Consider the following 21,168-nt stretch of genomic DNA (forward strand, 5'->3'; position numbering starts at 1 on the left):
GCAACCCGAGAGGGCGAGCGCCGTCGCGCCCGCAAGCACTGCCCCCGAGAGTCTTGTGCGGTGCCGCATCGGCTCCTCCACCTCCTACGCTGTTCTGCTGCGGAAACCGACGCTACCAGCGATGAATCCGCCATCACTTTTGCGTCAACGCACCCCGCCTCGATTCGGTTCCACTGGTGCTGTGGCCCAGACGGACCATACGATGTCACGCGCAGGGCACCCTTCGCCACGAGCGCGGCGCCCGGCATCGAGATATCCGGATGATTGCTCGACGTGTGAAGGCAGGAGATGTCACCGACTGTGAAATGTCTTGTCTGGGAAGTGGACAAGACCCTGTGGGACGGGGTGGTGAGCGATTCCACCAGTGGAGCGCTGCGCCCCGACGCGGTGCGGGCCCTGCGCATACTGGGGGAGCGTGGCATCCTGCACGCGGTCGCCAGCCGCGGCGAGTGGTCGTGGACCGATGCGGAGCTGCGCCGCCACGGACTGCACGACCGCTTCGCGGTCGTCGAGGTGGGGTGGGGCCGCAAGTCCGCCGCCATCGGCCGCATCGCCCAGACCCTCGGACTGCACCTGGACAATATCGGCTATATCGACGCCGAACCGCTCGAACGCAGCGAGGTCGCCCACGCCCTGCCGCAGGTCCGCTGCTACGCGGCGCGACATGTGGACGTGCTGTCCGCCCTCCAGGAATTCCGCGCCCCGGCCGGTACCGCGCCGCCGCCCACCTCCCCGATGGGTTTCGCGCACGTGTTCGGCAGCTGAGCGGGCAGCCGCCGGACGGCTCGCGGAGCGAGGGCCGAGTGGCCGGTGGCGCGAGGGCCGAGTGGCTGGTCGCGCGAGCGCCGAACGGTCCGAGCGTCGAACGGCGGGCGCTGCGAGTGTGCACGGCGTGCACAACTCAGGCGGGCGTCGATTCGGTCTGCCCGCCGTCGCGGATCTCCACGATCGGCAGGACCAGCGCCGCCGGAGCCGACGCGGGGACCACGGGCTGCTTCGGTGCCACGGGTGCGATGCGCCGGTAACCCCGGCCCTGTTCCGGGCGGGTGTCTGCCTCGCCCTTGTTGGGCCACATGGCCGCCGCGCGTTCGGCCTGCGCGGTGATGGTCAGCGACGGATTCACGCCCAGGTTCGCCGACACCGCCGCGCCGTCCACCACGCTCAGCGTCGGATAGCCGTACACCCGGTGGTAAGGGTCGATGACACCGTGGTCGGGGTCCGCGCCGATGGCCGTCCCGCCCAGGAAATGCGCGGTGAGCGGAATATTGAACACCTCGCCCCAGGAGCCGCCGGCCACGCCGCCGATCTTGTCGGCCACCCGCCGCGTCACATCGTTGCCGACCGGGATCCAGGTCGGATTGGGCTCCCCGTGGCCCTGTCTGGAGGTGAGCTTGCGGCCGAACAGACCGCGCTTGGTGTAGGTGGTGATGGAGTTGTCGAGATGCTGCATCACCAGCGAGATGATGGTGCGCTCACTCCAGTTCTTCACGCTCAGGAACTGCACCAGCATGAGCGGATGCAACAGCACCGTCCACAGGAAGCGCAGCCAGCGCGGCACCCGGCCGCCGCCGTCCACCATGAGGGTTTGGAGCAGACCCATGGCATTGGAGCCCTTGCCGTAGCGCACCGGTTCGATATGGGTGTCGGGCGTGGGGTGGATGGATGAGGTGATCGCGACGCCGCGGGTGAAGTCGCGGTCGGGGTTCACCGTGCGGGTGGCCGCGCCGACGATGGATTCGGAGTTGGTGCGGGTGAGCACCCCCAGCCGGTCGGACAGACCGGGCAGCACGCCCTTGTCTCGCATGGCGAACAGCAGCTTCTGCGTCCCGCGCGTGCCCGCGGCCAGCACCACGTTGGCGGCGGTGTAGGTCTTGGGCTGTCTGCGCAGCAGCGCGCCCGTGCGGGTGGTGTCCACATCCCAGGTGCCGTCCGGCAGCGGGCGCAGCGCCTTGACCGTGGTCATCGGGACGATCCGCGCCCCAGCCTTTTCGGCGAGGTACAGGTAGTTCTTGACCAGGGTGTTCTTGGCGTTGTGGCGGCAGCCGGTCATGCACTCGCCGCATTCGATGCAGCCGGTGCGGTCCGGGCCGACGCCGCCGAAGAACGGGTCGGCGACGGTCGTGCCCGGCTCGCCGAAGAAGACGCCGACCGGGGTCTGGACGAAGGTGTCGCCCACGCCCATATCGTCGGCGACCTGCTTGAACACCTCGTCGGCGGGTGTCATGTGCGGGTTCTGCACCACGCCGAGCATCTTGCGCGCCTGCTCGTAGTAGGGCATGAGCTCGTCGCGCCAGTCGGTGATGTCGCGCCACTGCGCGTCCCGGAAGAACGGCTCCGGTGGCACGTACAGGGTGTTGGCGTAGTTGAGCGATCCGCCGCCCACACCCGCGCCCGCCAGAATCAGCACATTGCGCAGCGGGTGGATGCGCTGGATGCCGTAGCAGCCCAGGGCCGGTGCCCACAGGAACTTGCGGAGATCCCAACTGGTGTCGGGCAGTTCGTCGTCGGCGTAGCGTTGCCCGGCCTCCAGGATGCCGACCCGGTACCCCTTCTCGACCAAGCGCAGCGCGGTGACGCTGCCACCGAATCCGGATCCGACGATGAGCACGTCGAAATCGGTTTCGCGCTGGGACATGCGGAACTCCTCGGTGTCGGCGGTGACGCGCGTTACGCTAACGCGGACAGTTGCCACTGTCAATGAAGGCTGACCTGACTCTATGCTTGGCCCGTGCCTCGCTTCAGCCGTACCCAACTCGCCGATCTGAGCGGTATCCCGGCGCGCACCATCCGCTACTACCATTCGCTCGGCCTGCTGCCGAAACCCGGCCGGGCCGGGAAGGAAGTCGTCTACGGCGACGACCATCTGGAGCGGCTGCGCGATATCGCCGCCATGCGGGCACGCGGCCTACGTCTCGACGCCATTCGCGAGGTGCTGGCCACCGATACCGTGCCGGGGGATTGGCGGACCCTGTTCGACCCGCGCCACTCCGTCTCGGCCGACCAGGTCGTGGACCTCTCCGACGAGGCGCTGTCGGATCTGCTCGGCGACCGCCGCACCGAGATCCTCGACGACCTGATCGCCGCCAACTACCTCGAACGGCGCGACGACGGCTGGCGGGTGCCGGACCTGCCCATGCTCAAGGGCGCGCTGATCCTCTACGACATCGGCACCGACATCACCCTCAGCGGCGCACTGCGCAAACTGATCCGCGCCCACATCGCCGACCTGGCCGACGAGATGGCGCGCACCTTCCGCGACGCCGCCGCCACCAGCTACGGCGGCGAGGGCCTCGGCACCGACCTCATGCGCTTCCGCGATCGCTTCCGCGCGGCCGCCTGGGAGGTCGGCGGAGCCACGCTCGCCGACGAAATCGAGCGTGCCGTACGGGAACTCGACGCGGAGTCGGGGCGCTAGCCCTTCGCGGGGGGGTCGGCACCGCGAGGCATCCGGCAGGCGATGGCAGCGCCGTCAGCGAGCCTCGGCTGTCGGATCGGACCCGATCGTTCGGTCGCGATCGAGTGGGCTCCAAAACCGCACGGCGACATGCGAACCGCGACTTCCTGCCGCGGCGGCTCGAATGTCGCGACGCGAGCGCTGTGTGTATGTTCGGTGCGGCAAGTCCTCTGCACGGAAGCACGGTTCACGCATGACCACATCACGCCCCCTGACGCCCTTCGAGATGGCTCATTTCGACCGCGAGGCCCAGCTGGGCAGCGTGCCGAAAGCTGAAGTGGCCCTGCACATCGGGAGCACGGTGCGTGGTGACGTCGACACCGAGGTCCTGCGCCGGGTGCTGACCGAGCTCGCCGCGGGGCACGCCATGCTGCGCGCGGTTGTCGTCCGGACCGCCGATGGCGGGCTCGGTTTCGAGTTGCGGGAGAACTATCAGCCCCCGCTGGAGGTCCGGGCGGGCGGAGACGACGAGTATCAGGCGCTCATCAACAGCAAACATGATTGGAGCGAGGGGCTTTTCAAGGGGTACCTGCTGCGGGAAGGAGGGCTCAGTCGCATCGTGATGGTGGCGCATCACGGCATCTGCGACGGCCGCTCGATGTTCCCGCTGGTGCACGAGATGTGGGAGCGGTACGGCGCCCACCTCGCGGGGGAGCCGCTGCCGTTGTCGGATTCGGATCGCGAGCTGCCCGACGGAGTGGACGCCCAGCTGGCGCACACGGTCTCCGACGCCGAACTCGATGCCTTCATGACTCAGCTGGCCGCCATTGCCGCGGCCACCGACCCTGCCACGTCCGCACCGGCTCATCTGCCCGTCGACGGCGACGGGTTCGGTGACCCGTGCGGACGGTTCACGCTGCGGTCCTTGGACTTGACCGTGGAAGACTCCGAGGCGATCGTCGCCACCGCACGCGCACACGGAGTCTCGGTCAACAGCCTGCTCGCCGGCGCCGCATTGACGGCGATGCGGACCGAGCTCGATGCCGGCGGGGGTCCGGCGATGATGCTCGCCACGCATTGTGCGGATGTGCGGGACCAACTGGCGCCGCCGCTGTCGGGGTCGACCGTTCTGAACTGCGTGAGCGGGGTCCCCACCCCGGTCTTCGCGAGCGCTGACACCGATCCGATCGAGTTGGCGCGGATGGTCGAGGTCGGCGTGCGGGGCGCGGTCGAGGCCCGGTTTCCCGCCCTGATTCTGCGCGCGCTGTCCCGCGGCATCGATCCCGAAGCCGCGGGGATGCCCACCATCGTGCCGTCGCTGGGGCTGTCGAATATCGGCCGGATGCCGGCCTATCCGATCCCGTCGAACCTCGAACTCGTGCGCAACTTCGTCTACGGCATGGGTGAACAGATGCCGCCGACGATGACGATGTTCACGCTGGGCGACCGCCTGACCGTCCAGGTCGAATACGACACTGTCGAACACAGCCATGCGCAGATGGGGCGGGTAACGGAGGCGATGCATCGGCAGCTCCGGCACCTGTGCGGTCTTGCGTCAACATCGACCACCGCCGAGGTGCCCTTCTATCCCATGCCCCGAGCGCAGGGCTGTCCCTTCGTGCCGGCCCCGGGAGTTCGCGAGATCGCCGCCACGGGACCGATTTCCAAGGTCCGGACGTGGGAAGGCAAGACAGCGTGGCTGGTGACGGGCCATGCGGAGGCCCGAACGCTCTTCGCCGACCCGAATGTGCTGCTGGACAACAAACATCCGGATTTCCCGCATACCAACCCCTCGATGAAAGCGGTCGCGGAGTTGAGTCCGCGTACGATGTTGAACTCGGACGGCGCCGAGCACGCACGCTTCCGGCGGATGCTGGCCAAGCCGTTCACGCCCAAGCGGCTGGAGACATTGCGACCGCTCATCCGCAAGCATGTCGACGAGCGGATCGATGCCATGTTGGCCGCGGGGCGTTCGGCTGATCTGGTCACGTCACTGGCACTGCCGGTGTCGTCGGAGGTGATCTGTGAGCTGCTCGGTGTCCCGTACGAGGATCACGCGTTCTTCGAGACCCTGACCGCGACCGGGTTCGACTCCGCGACCTCTGTGGAGGAGTCCGCGCAGAACACATTGCGGATGCTCGACTATCTGAACAAGCTGATACTGGCCAAGGCCGAGAAGCCGGGCGAGGACACCCTGTCCGACATGGCAGAACTCGTAGGCGCCGGGGAACTGCAACCCTGGGAGGCCACCATGGAGGCGGTCGGCCTCTTGGCCGCCGGGCACGAGACCACCGCGAACATGATCGCGCTCGGTGTCGTCGCACTGCTGGAGAGTCCGGAGCAGTTGGCGTTGATCCGGGACACCGACGACCCGAGAGTCCTGACCAATGCGGTCGACGAGCTCGCTCGGTACCTGAGCATCCCGCACATCGGATTGCGGAGAGTCGCGGTCGCCGATATCGACGTCGCCGATGAGACTATTCGCGCTGGTGACGCGATCATCTTCGACATCGGAGTGGCCAACTGGAGCGAAAGCGTCTTCCCCGACCCGGATCGGATCGACCTGACCCGTTCGAACGCGGCCCAGCACCTCTCGTTCGGCGCGGGCCGCCACAACTGCATCGGCCTGCAGTTGGCGCGTATCGAATTGAGCATCACGTTGCAGACGCTCTTCCGGCGCATTCCGGATCTGCGGCTGACGGCGGCCATCGACGAGCTCGATTTCAAGGAGGATGCGATGGTGTACGGCCTCAAAGCACTACCGGTCGAGTGGTGAGATCCGTTGATCAGGCGACGACGAAAGGATACGAACTACCCGCCGTACGAGCGACAAGAGACACTCTCGGAGGCCCAGCAGCACCTCTACGCCGCACTCGACAAGACCCGTGCGGTGCTCGGGTACTCGAGAAGCCGAGTGGCAGCCGAGTTGAATCTCTCACTCAGCGCGACCGCCAAGAAGTTCCGTGCGGAACGCCGCTTCGAGAACGAAGAGATCATCGCCCTCGTCAAATTCTTCGAGTTCCCTGCGGTGCTGGGCTGGAAGGTCGCCGATCAGGTCCTGCATGGAATCGTGCCGTTCCGGGCCGGTCGCTGGCCGCCGCGATTCGCGGAGGGTGATCTCGAACTGCTGAGTTCCTTCTCCGGGCCCGGAATGTTCATGGAGAGTCCGGTTCTGAACATCATGGCGAAGAACGCTGCGGCAGACGAATACTTTCCCTGGTTGAAAGTCCCGACCGACGATTGCGGTCCGGTGAATCTCGTCATCGAGCTTTTCACGAATCCGGGTGCGCTGGAGAGCTTCGGGGACTCGTGGGACGACATGGCCCGCCATGCGGCGATGATGCTCAATATCCTGGCCCCTGGGATTGTCGAGACGGAGGTCATGGCGGAAATCTTCGAGCGGTGTCGGGTACATCCGAAATTCGACGAGTATCTGAACTTCTTGCCGACGGATCCGCAGATTTTCGCCAAGACCGAGGTGATGGTCAGATGTCCCGATGGTGTTCGCCGTCGTCATATCGTCAAATCTTTGCGGCAGGACTGGCCGGATCCCGAAGCGTGGGTGATGACGACTATGGTGCGGGTCGAATAGTCGTGTCCTGATCGCGGCGGGCGGCGGGCCGATCGCCGGATCTACCCGCTCACGGGCGGCACCGGCCAGCGGCCGGAGCCCAGTTCGCGGGAGATGGTGCGGGCCGTGGCGCGCACCGCGTCCACGACGGCCTCGGGGGCGGGCCAGTCGGCGGTGGGCAGGACCACGCCGACCGCGCCCACCACCGCTCCGGTGTGGTCGAAAATCGCTCCGGCGATACAGGATTCGCCGAGCACAGCCTCGTCGCGCTCGAAGGCGATTCCGGAGTGGGCCACCGGGCGCAGATGGTCGGCGAGGTCGTCGGCGGTGGTGATGGTGTCGCCGGTCATGCTGCGCAGGGGGCCGGTCTCGGTGCGCGGCAGGAAGGCCAGGACGGCTTTGCCGAGGGCGCTGGCGTGGGCGGGGATCTCGATGCCGAGTTCGGGCATCTGACGGCTGCCGTCGGGACTGGGTTCGTGGTGGATGATCACCACGTCGTCGCCGAAGAGCACCCCGACGCGGACCGCGCGGCCGGTGCGGTGGGCGAGATCGTGCGCCCAGGTGAGGGCGCGGGCACGCAGATCGAGGGTGTCCAGGTAGACATTGCCCAGTCGCAGTACGGCGGGCCCGAGTTGATAGCGGCCGCCGCCGTGCTCCTGCACGACCACGCCGTGCGCGGCCAGTGTGCGCACGATGCCGTGCACGGTGGTGGCGGCCAGCCCCAGCTCGGCGGCCAACTCGGACAGCGTCATCCGCCGCGCGCCCTGCAGGGCGAACAGGATGCGGACGGCGCGGTCTACGGACTGGATCATGCGCTCACCTTTCGCGGGCCCTTGTGACCCGAGCCACAACACCGTACTCTACGAATCCTATTCGACATTATCGAATGGTGTTCGACATATCTGGAGTACCTCATGGATGGACTGCGGACACCGCAGCGTCTCGCGGCGGAAGTGCTCGGCACGGCAATCCTCGTCTTCATCGGCGTCGGCTCGGTCCCGGCGACGCTCATCGTCAACGGCGACGCGCCGTTCACCATGGCCGACCTCGGCATGATCTCGTTGGCGTTCGGCACGGTCGTGGTCGCGACCGTCTACGCCTTCGGGCACGTGTCGGGTAATCACATCAACCCGGCGGTCACCCTCGCTCTCGCGCTGTCCGGGCAGTTCCCCTGGCGGCAGGTCCCCGCCTACCTTGCCGCGCAGCTGGTCGGCGCGGTGATCGGGTCGCTGGCCATCCTCGGCACCCTCGGTGACCGTGCCAGCGAGGTGGGACTCGGCATCGCCGCGTACGGCACGGATGTCGGTGCGGGACAGGCGTTCATCGCCGAATTCGTCGGCACCTTCATCCTGGTGCTGACCGTCCTGCTGGTCATCCACCGTGCCGCCGCACCGGGGTTCGCGGGTGTGGCGATCGGGCTGGTGGTCTTCGCCGCCATCATCCCGGTGGCGCCCGCCACGGGCGCGTCCATCAACCCCGCCCGCACCCTCGGGCCGATGCTGGTGCAGCAGCTGTGGGGCGGCGAGGTGCAGTGGGGTCAGGCCCCGGTCTACCTGGCCGCCGAATTCCTCGCCGGAGTGGCTGCGGCCGCCACCGCGTACGCCCTCACCCGTACCTCGCACCGCCTCGGCGCGACCGCCGAACCGGTCGAATCGACCGTCCGATAGGAGATCTCGTGAAGAAGCTCATCAACGATCCCGCCGATGTGGTCGACGATGCCCTGGCCGGAATGGCGGCCGCGCATCCGGAGCTGCGCATCGACGAGAAGAACCGCGTGATCCTGCGCGCCGACGCACCCACCCCCGGCAAGGTCGGGTTGGTGTCGGGCGGTGGGTCCGGTCACGAGCCGCTGCACGGCGGCTTCGTCGGCCGCGGCATGCTCGACGCTGCCTGTGCCGGTGAGGTTTTCACCTCCCCGGTGCCCGACCGCATTCTGGCCGCCACCACCGCCGTGGACGCGGGCGCGGGGGTGCTGCACATCGTGAAGAACTACACCGGCGACGTCATGAACTTCGAGATGGCCGCCGAGCTGGCGGCCGCCGAATCCGGCACCGACGTGGTGTCGGTGGTGGTGGACGACGACGTGGCCGTGCGCGACAGCCTCTACACCGCCGGGCGGCGCGGCGTCGGCGGCACCCTGGTGGTGGAGAAGCTGGCGGGCGCGGCGGCCGAAGCGGGCAGGACACTGACGGAGGTGGCCGACGTGGCCCGCCGCGCCAATGCCGAAACCCGCAGTATGGGAGTGGCATTGACCTCGTGCACGGTGCCCGCCGCCGGGCGGCCCACCTTCGAACTTGGCGAGACGGAGATGGAACTGGGCATCGGCATCCACGGCGAACCCGGACGGCGGCGGCTGCCACTCGCGTCCGCGCGGGAGATCGCCGGCCTGCTGGTGGAACCCCTGCTGTCGGATCTGCCGTACCGATCCGGCGATCGGGTCATCTGCTTCGTCAACGGTATGGGCGGCACTCCGCTGCTCGAGCTGTACGTGATGTACGCCGAGGTCGCGCGGGTGCTGCGGGCGCACGGCGTCGAGGTGGTCCGGTCACTGGTCGGCCCGTACGTCACCAGCCTGGACATGGCAGGCTGTTCGGTGACGGTGACCCGGGTCGACGACGAACTGTTGGAGCTATGGGACGCGCCGGTGCGGACACCGGCCCTGAACTGGGGAGTGTGACACCGTGACAACCATCGACGTACAGCGGTGGATGCGTGAATTCGCCCGGCTGATCGACGAGCACGCCGATGAGCTCACCGCCCTCGACGCCGCCATCGGCGACGCCGACCACGGCAGCAACATGCAACGCGGCGCACGCGCGATCGCGGCCGAATTCGATTCCGCCGCACCAGAGTCCACAGCCGCCGCGATCAAACAGGCGGGTATGGTGCTGGTCCGCTCGGTCGGCGGGGCCAGCGGTCCGCTCTACGGCACCTTCCTGCTGCGGATGGCCGCGAGCACCACCGGCGAGCTCGACGCCGACACCTTCGGCAAAGCCGTGCGGGCCGGTATCGACGGTGTGGTGGCGCGCGGCAAGGCCCAGGCCGGGGACAAGACCATGTTCGACGCCCTGGCCCCGGCCGCCGACGCCTTCGATGGCGCCCTGGCCGCCGGAGCGGATTTCGGGGCCGCGCTGGACGCCATGGTCGCGGCCGCGGCGGCGGGCCGCGACGCGACGGTGCCGATGCAGGCCCGCAAGGGCCGTGCCTCCTATCTGGGCGAACGCAGTGTCGGACATCAGGATCCCGGCGCCACCAGTGTGGTGCTGCTGCTGCGCGCGGCCCGGCGGGCGGTGCGATGACCGGCATTGTCGTCGTCTCCCACAGCCGCGCCCTCGCCCGCGCCGCGGTGGCGCTGGCCGCCGAGATGCTGCACGACAGTCCGGTCCGCATCGAGATCGCGGCCGGACTGGACGAGCACACCCTCGGCACCGACGCGACAGCGGTCGCGGCCGCCATCACGGCGGCCGACAGCGGCGACGGCGTGCTGATCCTCATGGATCTCGGCAGCGCCATCCTGTCCGCCGAACTCGCCCTGGACCTGCTCGACGGCCCGCACCTGGTCCGGCTGTGCGCGGCACCGCTGGTGGAGGGCCTGGTCGCCGCCGCCGTCTCCGCCGCCGGGGGAGCCGACCTCGACGAGGTGGCCGATGAGGCGGAACACGCGCTCGCGGCCAAGCGCTCGCAGCTCGCCGACAGCCAACCGGCGACACCCGACCCGACGACGGCGGAGAACGAGTCGCCGGGCGACACCCGACTCGGTGGCGACCACGCGGCCGCCCCCGAAGTGTCCGATGGTGATCCCGCGGATCTGCCGGTGGCAGGTGATCGGCAGCCTTCGGACGTGCCGCCGACGGGCGATCAGGAACGCGCGCACACGTCGCCGACAAGTGCTCGACGTAGCGCGTCCGAATCGACCATGGTCCCCGGGCACGCTGCCGGGAGTCAGGCGAACGCGGTTCCTGAACGAGCTGCCGGGGATCAGACGAACGCGGGTACCGGGGACCGGGCGAACGTGCACGCGGCGTCGGGAGGGGCGGGGGTCACTCCGGCCGCGGGGAGCCGCACGACAGCGGCGGATCCGGTCCGCGCGGTCTTCGTGGTGACCAACGAGCACGGCCTGCACGCCCGCCCCGCCGCACGGCTGGTGGCGGCCGTGCGTGGCCGCGACGCGCAGGTGCGGGTCCGCAATCTGAGCACCGGATCGCCGTCGGTGTCGGGCCGCAGCCTGAGCCGGATCGCGGCGCTCGGAGTGCGCGCCGGGCACGAGGTGGAGATCACGGCGAACGGTCCGGACGCACGGGCGGCGGTAGATGCCGTCGTGGACCTGGCCGCCCGCCACTTCGACGAGCGGCCAACAGACGTCGCCGACAGTCCTGCCGTCGACAGCACTGCGGCCGACAGCACTGCGACTGACAGCATTACGGCCGATAGCACTGCGGCCGACAGCATTACGGCCGACAGCATTGGCTCCGACAACACAGCGGCCGAAAGCTCAGTGTCCGAAGGCACCGCGGCCGGGCATTCGCTGCCTGGAAGCTCTGTGCCGGACGGCAGTTCCCCGTCGACCTGGCGGCGTTCCCACCCGGCCGGGCGGACCGGTCCACTGGCGGCGGCCTCGGGGATCGGTATCGGTCCGGCGTGGCGGCTCGATGTCGCCGAGTTCGACCTGGCCGACGACCGCGCGGAGGCTCCCGCCGTGGCAGCCGAACGTTTCGACGGCGCGCTCGCCACCGTGCGCGGTCGCATCGACGCCGATATCGCCCGCGCTCGGGCCGACACCACCGCCGGGGAGATCTTCGCGGCGCACCGACTGCTGTTGGACGACGACGACCTCATCGCGGAGGTCCGTGAGCGCATCGCCCAGGGCCGGTCGGCCGCCGCGGCCGTGGCCGCCGTCTTCGACAGCGCCGCCGATGAATTGGCGGCCCTGCCCGACGAGTATCAGCGGGCCCGGGCCGCCGATGTGCGCGCGGTGCGTGATCAACTGCTCTCGGCGCTGCTCGGGCATACCACCGAGATCGCCAGCCGCGCGGGCGTGCTGGTGGCCGCCGACCTCACGCCCGCGCAGGTGGCCGGGCTCGACCGCGACCTGGTCACCGGCATCGTGCTGGCGCAGGGCAGCCCCACCGCGCACAGCGCGATTCTGGCCCGCACCAGGGGAATTCCCGCCGTCGTCGCGGCCGGTCCGCAGGTGCTGACCGTGCCCGACCAGACGATGCTGGCACTCGACGGCGACACCGGCCGGCTCGTCATCGCCCCGGACAGTGAGACCCTCGCCGCGTTCACCGCGCGAGCCGACGCACAGCGGGCCCGGCGGCGCGCCGCCGAAGCGGCCGCACGGGAACCCGCGGTGACCCGCGACGGAGTCGAGATCCAGGTCGCCGCGAACGTCGGCAGCCTGGCGGACGCGGAGGACGCGGTGCGAGGCGGCGCGGACGGCGCGGGACTGGTCCGCACCGAATTCCTCTTCCTCGACCGGGCCGCCGCCCCGACCGCCGCGGAGCAGGAGCAGGTGTACCGCGATCTGGCGACCGTCTTCGACGGCCGCCCGATGGTGCTGCGCACCCTCGATGTGGGCGGTGACAAACCGCTGCCGTACCTCGCCCAGCCGGTGGAGGCGAATCCTTTTCTCGGACAGCGCGGTATCCGTCTCGCCCTGGCACATCCGCACCTGCTGCGCGAGCAGTTGAGCGCCATCGCACGGGTGGCCGCGGACCATCCCGTCGGGGTGATGTTCCCGATGGTGACCGACGTGCGGGAGATCGACGCGGGCCGCGGGATGCTGAAAGAAGTGGCCCCCGCCGACCTGTCGATCGAGCTCGGCATCATGGTGGAGGTGCCCGCCACGGCGGCGAAGACGGCGGAGCTGGCCGAGCACGTCGACTTCTTCAGCATCGGCACCAACGACCTCACCCAGTACGCGCTGGCGGTCGAGCGCGGCAACGAGGCCGTGGCCGCGCTCGCGGACGCCCTCGATCCCGGGGTGCTGCGGTTGATCGACATGGTCTGCCGGGGTGCGGGCGGGACGCGGGTGGCGGTCTGCGGCGAGTTGGCCTCCGACCCGGTGGCGGTGCCGATCCTACTGGGTCTCGGGGTGACCGAACTCAGCGTCGCGCCCGCCGCCGTTCCGTTGATCAAGGCCGCCGTGCGGACGCTCGACCGCGGGGCCTGCGCTGATCTGGCCGCGCGGGCGCTGCGCTGCGCCACCGCCGCGGCGGTGCGCGGGCTGTCGCTTCCGGCCTGATCGCCCGGGGGCCGGGCGGATTGCCGAGGTTTCGCCGTGGCCGGTATCACCAACCGGTTGGTCTGCGCATTCAGGCTGTTCACAGCATTGCGTCACACACTCGAAGGTGATGCCCGACGAACCTCGCAATCCGCCCGCCCGCTACGGACCGCGGCATGCCCGCGGGCCGCGGCATCGTGCGGCGCCGGTGCGGTCGGTGCGCGCCCGGCGGGCCCGCGGGTTGGTGCGGCTGCTCACCGCGACGGTGGCGGCCGTGGTGGTCGGGGCGACCGGCGTGGGTTGGTACGCGTCGGCCGGGCTTGACCAGGGCTTCACGCGGTCGGATGTGCTCACCGACGAGGACGCCGCCGCGCTCGACGGCGATCTCAATATCCTGCTCATCGGGTTGGATACGCGCAAGGACTTCGATGGCAAGGACCTGCCGCGCGAGGTCCTGGACGCATTGCACGCCGGGGACAGCGACGTCGGCGGCTACAACGCGAATTCGCTGATCCTGGTGCACATTCCGAAGGATCTGAGCAAGGTCGTGGCCTTCTCCATCCCGCGCGACAACTATGTCGAGGTCTCCGGTATCCCGGGCTACACCAAGGTCAAGATCAAGGAGGCGTACGGGCTGAAGAAGGCCGCGGTGGAACAGGATCTGATGGAGCAGGGCATGACCGATCCGGTCGAGCTCGAGCATCGCGGCCGGGAGGCGGGCCGTGCCTCCATCGTGCAGACCGTGCGCTCGCTCACCGGCGTCCCGATCAACCGCTTCGCCGAGATCTCCCTGGCCGGTTTCTACGATCTCGCCGATGCCGTGGGCGGCGTGGAAGTCTGCCTCAACGATGCCGTCGACGACAGCTACTACTCCGGCGCCGTCTTCCCCGCCGGTCGCCAGCATCTCGACGGCGCGCAGGCGCTGGCCTTCGTGCGCCAGCGTCACGGCCTGCCCAACGGCGATCTCGACCGCACCCACCGACAGCAGGCGTTCCTCATGTCGGTGGCGAAGTCGCTACAGGATTCCGGCACCTTCACCGATCTGGGCAGGCTCAAGCGACTCGTGGACGCCGCGCACGCGAACATGATGCTGTCCAAGGGCTGGAACCTGCTCGAGTTCGCTCACACGATGGGCCGGGCGGGTGCGATTCCGGTGGAGTTCCGCACGCTGCCGGTGCTGCGCTACGCCACGGTCAACGGCCAGGACGTGAACATCATCGATCCCGCCGCGATCAAGCGGGAGGTCCGCGTCGCCTTCGGGCTCGCCGCGCCCACACCGACCACCACGCCCAGCACCGATGCGGACGAGGCGGCCGAAACCTCCAGTACGACAACACCTTCGCCAACAACAACGACCGCCTCGACCCTCACCGCGGGCAAACCGGTGACGGGGTCGATCGGCGATGGTGTTCCGTGCGTGAACTGAACGGATTCAGGCGACCGCGAGGGCGGACAGACCCGGCGGCGGTGGTGTCCGGCCGTCCCGCGAACGGCGCTGATCGAGCACCGCGAACACCACGGTGAGCGCGGCCGCCGCCACATAGGCGAGGGCGGCGCATCCGGCGACGGTGCTGAACGTATCCGCCGCGGCCCGCGACACCTCCCCGTCGCCGGTGGTCAGGGCCGCCAACGGCACCGGATAGCGATCCGCGACATCGGTGAAGTCCGGCAGGGTGAGCGCGAATACGAGCAGGGACAGGTCGGCGGCCGCGAGCGCCAGCAGGCTGCGCGGGCGCAGGGTCGGCGCGAGCGCGAGGGCGACCGAGATCGCCACCAGCAGCGGGGACAGCACGATCAGGGCGGCCACGCCGAACGATATGAACAAGATGACCAGCCACCACCCCGGGGCGAGCACCCGCACCCCGAGCGCGAACAGCACCACGAGCACCTGACCGACGACCAACAGCGAGCGATTCATCATGACCTCCCGTGCGTGAACCACGATGCTGTCGATCCTGCTGCGTTCGACCCCACGCGTACCTGCGCGCGACTACCCGAACCGCTGCGTAGTTCCACTCAGCCCACGCGGCCCGCTATCCGATCCGGCGCTAGCATCGACCGCATGGAATCCGGTGACCTGGTGGGACGGTGGCGGTTGACGGCATGGACCGCGACCGACGAAACCGGCGCTGTCACCCGGCCCTTCGGCGACCACCCGGAGGGCTCCGTGGTCTACACCTCCGGCGGCTGGATGAGTGGTCACCTGTCCCGCTCCGACCGCCCCCACCTGTCGACCCCGAACGCGCTCGGCGGCCCCGAACCCGAACGCGCCGAAGCATATTCGACCTATGTCGCCTACTGCGGCGAGTACCGCCTCGAAGGTGACACCGTCGTCCACACCCTGCGCATGAGCCTGTTCCCGAACTGGGTGGGCAGCGAGCAGCGGCGCATCGTGGAGCTGTCCGGCGACCGACTGGTGCTCAGCACCCCGCCCACCCCGGTCGGCGACCGGACCCTCGTCAACCGCCTGCACTGGGTCCGCGTGGAGTAGCTGCCGTCGCGTCGGGCGGCGACGCTCCGGCAGGGCGGTTCATTCGAGGAAGGTCACGGTTTCGGACAGTGCGGCCCGGGGTGGGTAGGGGTGCGCGGTGGCGGGGTGCGCGAAGCCTATCGACATGCCGCAGAACAGCAACTGCCGCGGCGGCGGTGAGATCACCGCATCGACCGTTCGGTGATACTCCGCCCACTCCCTCAGCCGATCACCGCTCAGCACGTAGATATGCCACGGTTGCAGGTTGCCGCCCGACGGCGTGCGAGCAGCCGCCGTCAGCACCTTGTCCAACACCGCACGCGCCACCGGCCGGTCGGTGAACGCTCGAATGGACTGCCTACTCGCCACCGCCTCGTACACATCCACACCACGATCGTATTGAGCACAACTGTGTTCATCGAAACACCCACGGCCCAGCCCGATCATCAACCGCCCGAATCGGATCCGCGCGGCGTGCGGGCCGCGATGGTTGGCCGGGGTCGCAGCGGTCCGAATCGGTGCGCCGCCCTCTCGACTGCCCGGCGACGAGCTGGGCGTGGAGACGGCGAGCCGTGCGTCGCGCATCGAATTCCCCCGCGACATGGTGTCCAGCACGACCGTGCGGAGTACGAGCACGACGACGGCCACGACCGGGCGGCGTATTCGAACAGGCCGATAATCGTCGGCGTGGGTCAGGGGCGTGCGGTGAGCAGTGGTTCCAGTTCGGCGGCTACGTCGTCAAGCGGTTGCAGCGAGCGGGAGGTGCGGCTGAGGATGATCGCTCCTTCGATCGCCGAGAGGGTGAGGGTGGCGAGGCGTTTCGCGCGGTCGGCGGGGAATCCGGATACGGTCAGTGCGGTGGTGAGCGCGGTGTGCCAGCGGGTGAGGATGGCGGCGACGTCGGGATGCAGGGCGCGATCGTCCTCGGTGCCGCTGACGGCCACCGCGACGGCGGGGCAGACGGCGTTGAAGTCGGACTCGCGCAGCAGGTGACGCCAGAATGCGACGAAGCGGTGCATGGCCTCGGTGGGGCCGGTGGCGGCGGCGCGCTCGATCAGCTCCGCGATGGCGTCGGCGGCGAGTTCCAGACTCTCGCTGAGCAATTGGCGACGGCCGTCGGGGAAATGGTGGTAGACCGATCCGCGCGGGGTGCCGGTGCGGGTGAGGACCGCGTCGATGGTGACTCCCGCCGAACCACGCTCCCGGAGCAGCTCCACCGCACCCAGCAGCATCTTCTGTTTGGTCGTGCCCCGTGCCGCCATGACTAGTCCTCGCGCGGCGGCTCGAATGTAGCCTTGACGGCGGCGAGGTTGGCACGCATATTGCGCTCCCATTCGGCCAGCCGGTTGGCGATGATGCGGGATTCCTTGTCCGGCATGGCGGAGATGGCGTGGCTCAGCCCGGACGGCCCCGGGCCGAGGCGTCCCCACTGGCGCACGATCACTCCGGAGCGGGCGGGATCCACCTCGAACCCCCAGGTGGCGCTCACACCGGCGGGCCCGTGCACCTGCCAGACCCAGCGTCGCTCCGGCTCCACCTCGATGATCTCGCAGTCCGTGCACCAGTTACCCATGGCGCTGTGCCGATTGGTCCCCCGGAAGCGCGCCCCGACCGCGACCCGATCCGCGCCGTCGAGCCATTGTGCCGACTCCAGTTCCTCGGAGAATCGCGACGGCAGCGTGATGTCGGTGACCAGGGCCCACGCCTGTGCGGGGGTGCACGAAACGCGTTCGGATACTTCGATGGTCGGTTGATCGCGGTAGCGCACGCGGTCCTCTCGGGTTCCCGTCGACAGTTTATATGATCTATAACATAGTGCATGGTAGCGACGCAGCCCCCTCGGAAACCGCTACGCGTCGGCGTAGTCGTCGAACCCCGCCTGCCCGGAGCCGCGGAGTTCGCGGTGGAGGCCGAGCGACTCGGCGTCGATTCGCTGTGGGTGCCGGAGGTGTGGGGCTACGACGCCCTCACCGGCCTGGCCTATCTCGCCGCCCGGACGACCTCGATCGGCTTGGGCACCTTCGTCGTTCAACTCGGCTCCCGCTCCCCGGCGCTGCTCGCCACCTCGGCCCTGAGCCTGCAGGAACTCTCCGGCGGGCGCTTCCGCCTCGGCATCGGTGTATCCGGCCCCGCGGTGATGGAGGGCTGGCACGGCGTTCGCTTCCGCAAACCCGTCAGCACCACCCGCGAAACCATCGATATCGTGCGCATGATCAGCCGCGGCGAACCATTGCGGTACGACGGCGAGGTCTACACCCTGCCCCTGCCCGACAGCGCGGGCCGTGCCCTGCGGCCACTGGTCGCGCCCCGGGAGGTGCCCGTCTACGTCGCGTCCATGGGCCCCGCCAATCTCCGGCTGACCGGCGCGGCCGCGGACGGCTGGCTCGGCAACGCCTTCATTCCCGAAGCCGCCGAGGTCTTCTTCGACCCACTGCGCGAGGGCGCGGAATCGGCGGGCCGCACCCTGGCCGACCTCGACCTGGTCGCGCCGGTCGCCGTCGAGTTCGCCGACGACGAAGCCGATGCGGCGCAACGTATTCGACGCCACGCGGAAGGCTACGCCTTCACCATCGGGGCCATGGGCGCGGCGGGCCGCAACTTCTACAACGAGGCGTTCACCCGACTCGGCTTCGGCCCGGCGGTGCGCCGCGTCGCCGAACTCTGGCAATCCGGCGATCGTGACGCGGCCCGCCGCGCTGTCCCGCTCGAACTGGGCAGCCACACCAACCTCGTCGGCACCCCCGAAGCGCTGGCCGAGCGCGTCGAACGCTATCGGGCGGCAGGCGTTTCCACGATCCTGGCGAAGCTGGACACCCCATTCGAGGAGCAGTTGACGACGCTGCGGCGACTCGTGGACCTGGTAGACGACCGGACCGCCTGACGGGTGGTTTCGCGCGCCGCGCGCGATGGTGCCGCCGATGCGACGCGTGGCGAGACGTACATCACAGCGCTGACGGGTTACGAAACGACCGCCTCGAGGGCTTCGATAGTTGCTGAAGATTGTCTGAAGCATTGAGAAGTACTCGGATGGAAAGTGGGATCGATATGCGCACACTGCTCGCCACCACCACGATCGCCGGCGCCCTGGCCGGGGGCGCCCTGTTGACCGGCGTCGGCTCCGCGAGCGCCACGCCGCCTCCGCCCTCGCCGCAGTGCACTGCCGTTTCCTATCCGCTGGTCCTGCTGATCGAGGCGACCGGCGGCGCGCAGAGCCCGCTGCTGCCCGCCGCCCAGGCCATCGCCGACGCGGTGTGCCGCTGACGCGGCCGCCTGCGTGGATGCTGTGAAGTTGCGATCTTGCAGTGGCGGCGGTGCATCCGTGCGGGTCCCATAGGGATCGCATCGCCGCCCGCACCGTCGGCATGGTCTCGATGACACCCCGACCCGCGATGCGACGGTGCGGCGGGTCGGAGCGGGCGGTCCACCCCGGAAGACGGTCACTTATGGGGGCGAGATTCTCGACGATGGCTGGTCGGCGACCGGGCGGCTTGACTGGGGGCATGACTTCGAACAACGAAAAAGCAGCAACTCAGAGCATTCTCGTCACCGCCGGAACCGGGAAGGTGGGGCGGCGGGTGGCCGAGCGGTTGAGTGCCGCCGGGTACTCGGTGCGGATCGGGTCCCGGTCGGCGGAGGTGCCCTTCGACTGGTCGGACCGCGCTGGCTGGGATGCGGTGCTGGCCGGCGTGTCGGCCGCATTCCTGATGTACACCCCGGATATCGGGGATCCGCGAGCCGGAGAGACGCTTCGGGCATTCAGCGAACTGGCGGTCGCCAAGGGTGTGCGGCGGCTGGTGCTGTTGTCGGCCCGGGGTGAGGACCAGGCCGCCGCGGCCGAGCGTGCGGTGCGGGAGAGCGGTGTGGAATGGACTGTGCTGCAAGCGGCTTGGTTCAACCAGAACTTCGACGAGGGTGTGTTCACCGAGATGATCCTCGGGGGTGCGCTCGCCTTCCCGGCCGGTCAGGTCCTGGAGCCGTTCATCGATTCCGGTGATCTCGCCGATGTGGCGGTCGCCGCGCTCACCGAGGACGGGCATGCTGGCCGGGATTACGACCTGACCGGTCCGCGACTGCTCACCTTCGGTGACGCCGCGGCCGCCATCGCCGCGGCGACAGGTCGCGAGATCCAGTACATACCGGTCAGCGGTGCGGAGTTCGGTGCGGTGCTGGCCTCCGAGTTCGGCATGCCGGACGAGGAGGTGGCGGTAATGCTGAACATCTTCGCGACCCTGCTGGACGGCCGCAACGCCACGGTGACCGACACCGTGCGGCAACTGCTGGGGCGCGAGCCGAAGGACTTCGACGACTACGTGCGTGATGCGATCGCGGCAGGCGCGTGGAAACAGGGCTGAACGGTCGCCCACCGAGCCCGGCTCATACCGGCGCGACCGCGAGTCGGTGTCCGGCGAGACGGGTTCGGCGTGCGTACAGGTGATCGGCCAGAGCGGAGATCGCCTGTGCGGCAGCGGAGTCCGGGTGGGTGAGCACCATGGGGATGCCTTCGTCGCCCGCGGTGCACACATCGGGGTCGAGGGGTATGCGGGCGAGGACGGGGCAGTCGGTGCCCAGGATGTCGGTGAGTCCGGCACTGACCTGTTCGGCGCCACCGGCACCGAACAGCAGGTGCCGAGCACCGTCGGAACCTTCGTACCAGGACATGTTCTCGACGACCCCCGCGACCCGCTGTCCGGTCTGCACTGCCACCGCTCCGGCGCGTTCGGCGATGCGGGCGGCGGTGTGCTGGGGTGTGGTGACGATGAGCATCTCCGCCGTCGGTAGGAGTTGGGCGAGCGAGATGGCGATATCGCCGGTGCCGGGTGGCAGATCGATGAGCAGGATGTCCAGATCGGACCAGTAGACGTCGGCGAGGAACTGGTGCAGCACGCGATGCAGCATGGGGCCGCGCCAGACGACGGGCTCGTTGCCGGTGACGAACATGGCGATGGAGATGAGCCGGACGCCATGGGCGGTCGGAGGCATGAGCATGCGGTCGATCTGGGTGGGTGTGGCGCCGGTGCCCATCATCGACGGGATGGAGTGACCGTGGATGTCGGCGTCGAGGATGCCGACCCGCAGCCCGCGCCGGGCCAGGGTGGTGGCGAGATTGACGGTGACACTGGACTTTCCGACGCCGCCCTTGCCGGAGGCGAGCGCGTAGACGCGGGTGCGGTTGCCGGGCTGGGCGAAAGGGATGACGGGATCGTCGCCGCCCCGCAGGCGCTGTCGCAGAGTCGCGCGCTGCGTATCGGTCATGACTCCGAAATCGACAGTGACGGAATCGGTTCCAGGGACGGAGCGCACCGCGGTCTCGATATCGTTGGTGAGTCTGGAGCGCATCGGGCACCCGGCCACCGTCAGCAGCACCCGCACCGTGACCCGGTTGCCGGAGTCGATGTCGACTCCCTCGACCATGTCGAGGTCGGTGATGGGGCGGTTGATCTCCGGATCGTGCACCCCGGCGAGAGCACGCATGACCGCGGCCGCCTCGACCATCGGTGCGGCGGGAACGC

Annotated in this window: 19 protein-coding genes and 2 pseudogenes; 14 read left to right on the top strand and 7 right to left on the bottom strand. The window is 69.1% G+C overall.

The genetic code is table 11. From position 1 onward, the window contains the following. Positions 1-321 precede the first annotated feature (321 nt). Positions 322-765, top strand: coding sequence for a hypothetical protein (locus QMO76_RS27555; protein ID WP_306364244.1), 444 nt, complete (start codon positions 322-324; stop codon positions 763-765). 136 nt (positions 766-901) lie between these two features. Here QMO76_RS27555 and QMO76_RS27560 read toward each other — a convergent pair whose 3' ends face one another. Beyond that, positions 902-2,635, bottom strand: a complete 1,734-nt coding sequence (locus QMO76_RS27560) for a GMC oxidoreductase (RefSeq protein WP_306364245.1) — start codon at positions 2,633-2,635, stop codon at positions 902-904. Positions 2,636-2,728: 93 nt separating this feature from the next. Here QMO76_RS27560 and QMO76_RS27565 point away from each other — a divergent pair, with 93 nt between their 5' ends. The 4 genes and pseudogenes from QMO76_RS27565 to QMO76_RS27580 all read left to right on the top strand — a co-directional run bounded on the left by QMO76_RS27565 (position 2,729) and on the right by QMO76_RS27580 (position 6,986). After that, the gene (locus QMO76_RS27565) at positions 2,729-3,415 is read left to right on the top strand and encodes a MerR family transcriptional regulator (protein WP_306364246.1); all 687 of its coding nucleotides are present in this window, start codon (positions 2,729-2,731) and stop codon (positions 3,413-3,415) included. A gap of 787 nt (positions 3,416-4,202) precedes the next feature. After that, positions 4,203-4,847, top strand: a pseudogene (locus tag QMO76_RS35435) (hypothetical protein); the annotation flags it as partial. Positions 4,848-4,913: 66 nt separating this feature from the next. Continuing rightward, entirely contained in the window at positions 4,914-6,170 is a 1,257-nt protein-coding gene (locus tag QMO76_RS27575; RefSeq protein ID WP_306364271.1) for a cytochrome P450, read from the top strand. Positions 6,171-6,308: 138 nt separating this feature from the next. After that, positions 6,309-6,986, top strand: coding sequence for a hypothetical protein (locus QMO76_RS27580; protein WP_306364247.1), 678 nt, complete (start codon positions 6,309-6,311; stop codon positions 6,984-6,986). 41 nt (positions 6,987-7,027) lie between these two features. On the opposite strand, the gene QMO76_RS27585 is transcribed toward QMO76_RS27580, so the two are convergent. Beyond that, on the bottom strand, positions 7,028-7,777 hold the full coding sequence (locus tag QMO76_RS27585) for an IclR family transcriptional regulator (protein WP_306364248.1): 750 nt from the start codon (positions 7,775-7,777) through the stop codon (positions 7,028-7,030). A 102-nt stretch (positions 7,778-7,879) separates the two neighbouring features. Here QMO76_RS27585 and QMO76_RS27590 point away from each other — a divergent pair, with 102 nt between their 5' ends. From QMO76_RS27590 to QMO76_RS27610, 5 genes and pseudogenes are all read left to right on the top strand, one after another. Continuing rightward, a complete protein-coding gene (locus tag QMO76_RS27590; RefSeq protein WP_306364249.1) occupies positions 7,880-8,632 on the top strand; it encodes an MIP/aquaporin family protein in 753 nt (250 codons plus the stop codon). Positions 8,633-8,640: 8 nt separating this feature from the next. Continuing rightward, positions 8,641-9,642 (top strand): dihydroxyacetone kinase subunit DhaK, encoded by a 1,002-nt coding sequence (gene dhaK / locus QMO76_RS27595; RefSeq protein ID WP_306364250.1) that lies wholly within the window; start codon positions 8,641-8,643, stop codon positions 9,640-9,642. A gap of 31 nt (positions 9,643-9,673) precedes the next feature. Next, positions 9,674-10,264 carry a dihydroxyacetone kinase subunit DhaL gene (gene dhaL / locus QMO76_RS27600; protein WP_306364272.1) on the top strand — a complete coding sequence of 197 codons (591 nt, stop codon included), beginning with the start codon at positions 9,674-9,676 and terminating at the stop codon, positions 10,262-10,264. Further along, positions 10,261-13,209: a phosphoenolpyruvate--protein phosphotransferase gene (gene ptsP, locus QMO76_RS27605; protein WP_306364251.1), complete on the top strand. Its 2,949-nt coding sequence runs from the start codon at positions 10,261-10,263 to the stop codon at positions 13,207-13,209. Before dhaL ends, ptsP begins: the two co-directional genes overlap by 4 nt. Before the next feature lie 109 nt (positions 13,210-13,318). Beyond that, positions 13,319-14,539: pseudogene (locus tag QMO76_RS27610) on the top strand (LCP family protein); the annotation flags it as partial. Positions 14,540-14,620: 81 nt separating this feature from the next. Here the strand turns inward: QMO76_RS27610 and QMO76_RS27615 are convergent. Further along, on the bottom strand, positions 14,621-15,130 hold the full coding sequence (locus QMO76_RS27615) for a hypothetical protein (protein ID WP_306364253.1): 510 nt from the start codon (positions 15,128-15,130) through the stop codon (positions 14,621-14,623). A 120-nt stretch (positions 15,131-15,250) separates the two neighbouring features. Here QMO76_RS27615 and QMO76_RS27620 point away from each other — a divergent pair, with 120 nt between their 5' ends. After that, entirely contained in the window at positions 15,251-15,679 is a 429-nt protein-coding gene (locus QMO76_RS27620) for a lipocalin-like domain-containing protein (RefSeq protein ID WP_306364254.1), read from the top strand. Positions 15,680-15,718: 39 nt separating this feature from the next. Here the strand turns inward: QMO76_RS27620 and QMO76_RS27625 are convergent, their stop codons facing one another. The 3 genes from QMO76_RS27625 to QMO76_RS27635 all read right to left on the bottom strand — a co-directional run bounded on the left by QMO76_RS27625 (position 15,719) and on the right by QMO76_RS27635 (position 17,426). Further along, positions 15,719-16,045, bottom strand: a complete 327-nt coding sequence (locus tag QMO76_RS27625; protein ID WP_306364255.1) for a nitroreductase family protein — start codon at positions 16,043-16,045, stop codon at positions 15,719-15,721. 305 nt (positions 16,046-16,350) lie between these two features. Next, a complete protein-coding gene (locus tag QMO76_RS27630) occupies positions 16,351-16,920 on the bottom strand; it encodes a TetR/AcrR family transcriptional regulator (RefSeq protein WP_306364256.1) in 570 nt (189 codons plus the stop codon). Positions 16,921-16,922: 2 nt separating this feature from the next. Next, entirely contained in the window at positions 16,923-17,426 is a 504-nt protein-coding gene (locus tag QMO76_RS27635; protein ID WP_306364257.1) for an SRPBCC family protein, read from the bottom strand. 51 nt (positions 17,427-17,477) lie between these two features. On the opposite strand from QMO76_RS27635, the gene QMO76_RS27640 reads away from it, so the two are divergent. From QMO76_RS27640 to QMO76_RS27650, 3 genes are all read left to right on the top strand, one after another. Next, entirely contained in the window at positions 17,478-18,539 is a 1,062-nt protein-coding gene (locus QMO76_RS27640) for an LLM class flavin-dependent oxidoreductase (protein WP_306364258.1), read from the top strand. Positions 18,540-18,685: 146 nt separating this feature from the next. Continuing rightward, on the top strand, positions 18,686-18,919 hold the full coding sequence (locus QMO76_RS27645; protein ID WP_306364259.1) for a hypothetical protein: 234 nt from the start codon (positions 18,686-18,688) through the stop codon (positions 18,917-18,919). Between the two features lie 239 nt (positions 18,920-19,158). Then, on the top strand, positions 19,159-20,010 hold the full coding sequence (locus QMO76_RS27650) for an NAD(P)H-binding protein (protein WP_306364260.1): 852 nt from the start codon (positions 19,159-19,161) through the stop codon (positions 20,008-20,010). A gap of 22 nt (positions 20,011-20,032) precedes the next feature. Here QMO76_RS27650 and QMO76_RS27655 read toward each other — a convergent pair whose 3' ends face one another. Next, positions 20,033-21,151 (bottom strand): Mrp/NBP35 family ATP-binding protein, encoded by a 1,119-nt coding sequence (locus tag QMO76_RS27655; protein ID WP_306364273.1) that lies wholly within the window; start codon positions 21,149-21,151, stop codon positions 20,033-20,035. Positions 21,152-21,168: the final 17 nt, after the last annotated feature.

Source organism: Nocardia sp. CC227C (assembly GCF_030767025.1).
In the GTDB taxonomy this organism is placed as follows: Bacteria; Actinomycetota; Actinomycetes; order Mycobacteriales; family Mycobacteriaceae; genus Nocardia.

Coding starts and splice junctions, on each gene's coding strand:
- QMO76_RS27590 (WP_306364249.1), top strand. CDS start 7,880: ATGGATGGACTGCGGACACCGCAGCGTCTCGCGGCGGAAGTGCTCGGC.
- ptsP (WP_306364251.1), top strand. CDS start 10,261: ATGACCGGCATTGTCGTCGTCTCCCACAGCCGCGCCCTCGCCCGCGCC.
- QMO76_RS27655 (WP_306364273.1), bottom strand. CDS start 21,151: ATGGTCGAGGCGGCCGCGGTCATGCGTGCTCTCGCCGGGGTGCACGAT.
- dhaL (WP_306364272.1), top strand. CDS start 9,674: ATGCGTGAATTCGCCCGGCTGATCGACGAGCACGCCGATGAGCTCACC.
- QMO76_RS27585 (WP_306364248.1), bottom strand. CDS start 7,777: ATGATCCAGTCCGTAGACCGCGCCGTCCGCATCCTGTTCGCCCTGCAG.
- QMO76_RS27640 (WP_306364258.1), top strand. CDS start 17,478: ATGGTAGCGACGCAGCCCCCTCGGAAACCGCTACGCGTCGGCGTAGTC.
- QMO76_RS27645 (WP_306364259.1), top strand. CDS start 18,686: ATGGAAAGTGGGATCGATATGCGCACACTGCTCGCCACCACCACGATC.
- QMO76_RS27620 (WP_306364254.1), top strand. CDS start 15,251: ATGGAATCCGGTGACCTGGTGGGACGGTGGCGGTTGACGGCATGGACC.
- QMO76_RS27560 (WP_306364245.1), bottom strand. CDS start 2,635: ATGTCCCAGCGCGAAACCGATTTCGACGTGCTCATCGTCGGATCCGGA.
- QMO76_RS27630 (WP_306364256.1), bottom strand. CDS start 16,920: ATGGCGGCACGGGGCACGACCAAACAGAAGATGCTGCTGGGTGCGGTG.
- QMO76_RS27575 (WP_306364271.1), top strand. CDS start 4,914: ATGCATCGGCAGCTCCGGCACCTGTGCGGTCTTGCGTCAACATCGACC.
- QMO76_RS27650 (WP_306364260.1), top strand. CDS start 19,159: ATGACTTCGAACAACGAAAAAGCAGCAACTCAGAGCATTCTCGTCACC.